The 4421-nt window shown below is 71.5% G+C and carries 2 protein-coding genes; one reads left to right on the top strand and one right to left on the bottom strand.

Annotated features, from left to right (window positions below; translation table 11 throughout):
• Positions 1–4307 (bottom strand): SDR family NAD(P)-dependent oxidoreductase (locus ACFY23_RS31720; protein WP_387051337.1); only part of this gene is annotated, 4307 nt, incomplete at its 3' end.
• Here ACFY23_RS31720 and ACFY23_RS31725 point away from each other — a divergent pair.
• Positions 4228–4421: hypothetical protein (locus ACFY23_RS31725; RefSeq protein WP_387051340.1), on the top strand; the 194-nt coding region annotated here is incomplete at its 3' end. The genes ACFY23_RS31720 and ACFY23_RS31725 overlap by 80 nt on opposite strands.

Consider the following 4421-nt stretch of genomic DNA (forward strand, 5'->3'; position numbering starts at 1 on the left):
ATACGACCAGACGCCACACTGGCCGCACCACCAGTCAACCCATAACCCTCCACCAGGGCACCGGCCTCACCCAACCGCGGCCCGTACTCCTGACCTATAACGCCCACGAACACACCCGTCGGCGAACCACGCAAAGAATCAGGCGCGATGCCGGCGCGTTCCAGGGCTTCCCAGGAGACCTCCAGGAGTACCCGCTGCTGCGGATCCATTGCCAGGGCTTCACGGGGCGAGATACCGAACAACTCCGGGTCGAAGTCCGCGGCGCCGTCGAGAAAGCCCCCGATCCGCGCGAAGGAACCGTCGACCGTCCAACCACGGTCGGCCGGAAAATCTCCGACCACATCACGGCCCTCGACAACCACCCGCCACAAGTCCTCAGGCGAATCCACCCCGCCCGGGAAGCGACACGCCATACCCACGATGGCGAGCGAGTCCCCCGCCGCTCCGACGTGGGCGGGTGGCGCGACGGGCGCCGGCGTCGCCACAGGTTCACCGCCCACCACCTCGTCAAGGTGTCGTGCGAGTGCGGTGGGCGTCGGGTGATCGAAGACGACGGTGGCGGGCAGGGCCTTCCCCACCGCCGCAGCGAGCCGGTTGCGCAGGTCGACGGCGGTCAGCGAGTCGAAGCCGACCTCCTTGAACGGCCGGTCCGGGTCGACCGCCTCGGGGCTGCCGTGGCCGAGGACGCCGGCAACGTGGGCACGCACCAGGTCACGCAGCCGGCGCTGCCGCTGCGCCGGGTTCAGGCCGGCGAACTCGTTCACCTGTCCATTCGCGGTGGCCGCGGTGATGGCCCGGCGAGCGGGGCGGCGCCCGGAGCGGCCGGTGATCAGGAGATGCGGACTGGTGCGGTCGAGACGCGCGGCGACGACGACGGGTTCGGTGCTCGTGAGGGCGGCGTCGAACAGGGCGAGGGCCTCGCCGGTCGGCATCGCGAGGCCGGCGAAGCGGCCGCGGTCGCGCTGGGACAGGCCGCGGGTCATCCCGGTCTCGGCCTCCCACAATCCCCACGCCACAGACGTACCGGGCAGACCGGTTTCGCGCCGGTGTACGGCGAGCCCGTCCAGGCCGGCGTTCGCCGCCGCGTAGGCACCCTGGCCGGCATTGCCCAGCACGCCCGCGACCGACGAGAACATGACGAACAGCGCCAGGTCCCGGCCGGCCGTCAGCTCGTGCAACAGCAGGGCACCACCGAGCTTTCCCCGCAGGACGTGCGCGACCCGCTCGGCAGACAATCCTTCCAGCACACCGTCATCCAGCACACCGGCGGCGTGGACGACGCCGACGAGCTGGTCGATGTCATCGAGCACGCCCTGCAACTGTGTCCGATCGGCTACGTCGCAGGCGGCCACCCGTACCGTCGCGCCCAGCGACTCCAGCCGCTGCGTCAGTTCACCCGCGCCCGGCGCGTCCGGTCCCGAACGGCTCACCAGCAGCAACTTCCGCACTCCGTGCGCACGAACGAGATGCTCGGAGAGCAGGGCGCCGATGCCGCCGGTGCCGCCGGTGACGAGGATCCAACCGTTGTCGAGGGGCGGCGCCTCGGCCACCGCCGGAGCCACGGTGGTCAGGCGGGGCACCAGGACACCCTCGGCGCGTACGATCGCCTGCTCGTCGGTGAGCGCGGGAACGTCGCCGCCGGCGGGTACGTCGATGATGCTGATCCGGCCGGGGAACTCCGACTGGGCGACCCGGACGAGACCCCACAGGGCGGCGCCGGTGACGCCACGCATGTCGGTGTGCCCGCCGGGCGCGACGTTCACACCGCTGGTGACGATCCGGAGGCGCACGTCGTTCAGCTCGGGTGCCGCGATGAACTGCTGCACCACCGTGAGCGTCGCGGTGACGGCGTCGGCCGGATCGGCGTGTTCGACGTCGGCTGTGACGGTGACCGTGGCGGGAACCGGAGCCCCGGCCCGTACCGCCTCGACGAATGCGGGCACGTCGGCGTAGCCGTCGCCGCCGAGCACGACGGTGCCGGCGTCGTCCTCGGCGGTGGCGGCCGCCGGCACCCAGGTGACGACCGAGAGCGACGCGGCCGCCGGTCCGGAGAGCACGCCGGCGGGTAGCGCGCGCAGTCGCAGTTCGTCGATGTGGGCGATGGCCCGGCCGTCGTCGTCGGCAAGTCGCACCGTTGCCGTGTCCGGTCCGGTCGGGGTCACGGTGACCCGGGCTGACCGCGCCCCGGTCGCATAGAGCTGGACGCCGGCCCAGCCGAACGGCACGCGCAACGACGTGGTCGTGTGGTCGCCGCCCAGCAGCAGCGGGTGCAGGGCCGCGTCGAGCAGCGCGGGGTGAATACTGTGCCGGTCGGGTTCGTCGGTGGGCAGAGTGATCTCGGCGTAGAGGGTGTCGCCCCGCTGCCACGCCTGACGCAGTCCCTGGAAGGTCGGCCCGTACTCGTAACCGACCGCCGCGAGGTCGGCGTAGAAACTGTCGAGCGGCAACGGTTGCGGCCCGGCGGGCGGCCAGACTCCCATTTCGGCCGGTACGCCGTCGGCCGCTGTGGTGAGGACCGCTTCGACGTGCTCGGTCCACGGATCGGTGGGGCCGGAGCGGCTGTAGAGCCGCGCAGTGTGGTCACCGGCCGGGGTGGGGTGGCAGACGACGTGGATGTGCCTCCCGGGCTGATCCCCGAGGGTGAGCGGGGTATGGATCGTCAGTTCGGCGATGCGGTTATGGCCGAGTTCGTCGCCGGTGCGGATCAGCCATTCCACGAGAGCGGTGCCGGGGATGAGGGTGGTGCCGTTGACGGCGTGGTCGTCGAGCCACGGCAGGGTGTGGCGGTCGACGCGCCCGGTGAAGACGGTGGGCTCGTCCTCGGTTGTGCGGGTGACGCCGGTCAGGACGGGGTGGTCGAGGTGGTGCTCACCCGCCGTGGTGGCCGGCGCGAGCCAGAACCGCCGGTGCTGGAAGGCGTAGGTCGGGAGGTCTGTGCGCGTCTGCCCCTCGCCGAGGATGGTGGCCCAGTCGACGGTGACGCCCGCGGCCCAGACCCGCCCGGCGGCCGACAGCAGATGCCGCCATTGCGGATGGTCTCGACGCTGGGAGGGCACGACGACGCCGGGGACGGCGGCTGCCTCGACGAGCTCGGCCATGGCGAGTTCGAGAACGGGGTGGGCGCTGACCTCGACGAAGACGCGGGCGCCGCGGTCGATCTGGGTCTGCATGGCGGTGTCGAAGCGCACGGTCTGCCGGAGATTGCGCAGCCAGTAGGTCGCGTCCATAGCGGCGGTGTCGAGGATCTCGCCGGTCACGGTCGAGACGAGCGGGATCGACGAGGGCTGCGGGGCGAGGCCGTCGAGTTCACTGATGATCCGATCGCCGACGGCGTCGACGGCGGCGGAGTGGGAGGCGTAGTCGACCGGGATCAGCCGGGCGCGCACACCCTGCCCCGTCCAGGATTCAACGAGCGCTTCCAGCGCCGGGACGGGACCGGCGATCACCGTGGAGGAGCCGCTGTTGACAACCGCGACCTCCACGCCTTCGGGCAGTTGCGGTTCGATGTCGGAGCGGCTGAGACCGACGGACGCCATCCCGCCGGTGCCGGCAAGCTCCCTGACCAGCCGCGACCGCACCACCACGACACGAGCGCCGTCGGCAAGGGACAATCCGCCTGCCACACAGGCGGCGGCGACCTCGCCCTGGGAGTGGCCGACGACGCCCATGACCGGAAGGCCCCACGACAACCAGACCGCGCCGAGCGAGACCATCGTCGCCCACAGCACTGGCTGGACGACGTCCACCCGGGAGAGCCAGCCGTCATCGTCGCCGAGCAGCACGTCTGCCACGGACCAGTCGACGTGCGCCGCCAGCGCCTTGTCGCATTCGGCCAAGCGGTCCGCGAACACCGGCGACACGGCGAGCAGTTCGCGGGCCATGCCGGCCCACTGCCAGCCCTGGCCTGGAAAGACCAGCACGACACCGCCGGCACCGGAGACGACCTTGCTCTCCCCCATGGCCGCGCGGAGACCTGCGATGACGGACTCGTGGTCGTCACCAACGACGACCGCGCGGTGATCCAGGGCCGCCCGGGACAACGCCAAGGTTCGGGCCACCTCCGGCAACGGCACATCCCGGCCCTCGTGCTCCAACCAGTCCGCGAGCCGGCCGGCCTGCTCCCGCAACGCCGCCGCGCCACGCGCCGACACCACCACAGGCGTCAGAACAGACCCGTCGACCGGGGACTCCACGGGCAGTTCCGGCGGGGCGGGCGGGGCTTCGACGATGACGTGGGCGTTGGTGCCGCTGATACCGAAGGAGGAAACCGCGGCACGCCACGGCCGCTCACCGGCAGCCAGCTCCACCGGCTCGGACAACAACCGGACACCGCCGTCCCAATCCACCAACGGCGACGGCTCATCGGCGTGCAGCGTCCTCGGCAACACCCCCGCCTGCAACGCCAACACCATCTTCATCAC

It is taken from the genome of Micromonospora sp. NPDC000121 (assembly GCF_042899165.1).
Lineage (GTDB): Bacteria > Actinomycetota > Actinomycetes > Mycobacteriales > Micromonosporaceae > Micromonospora.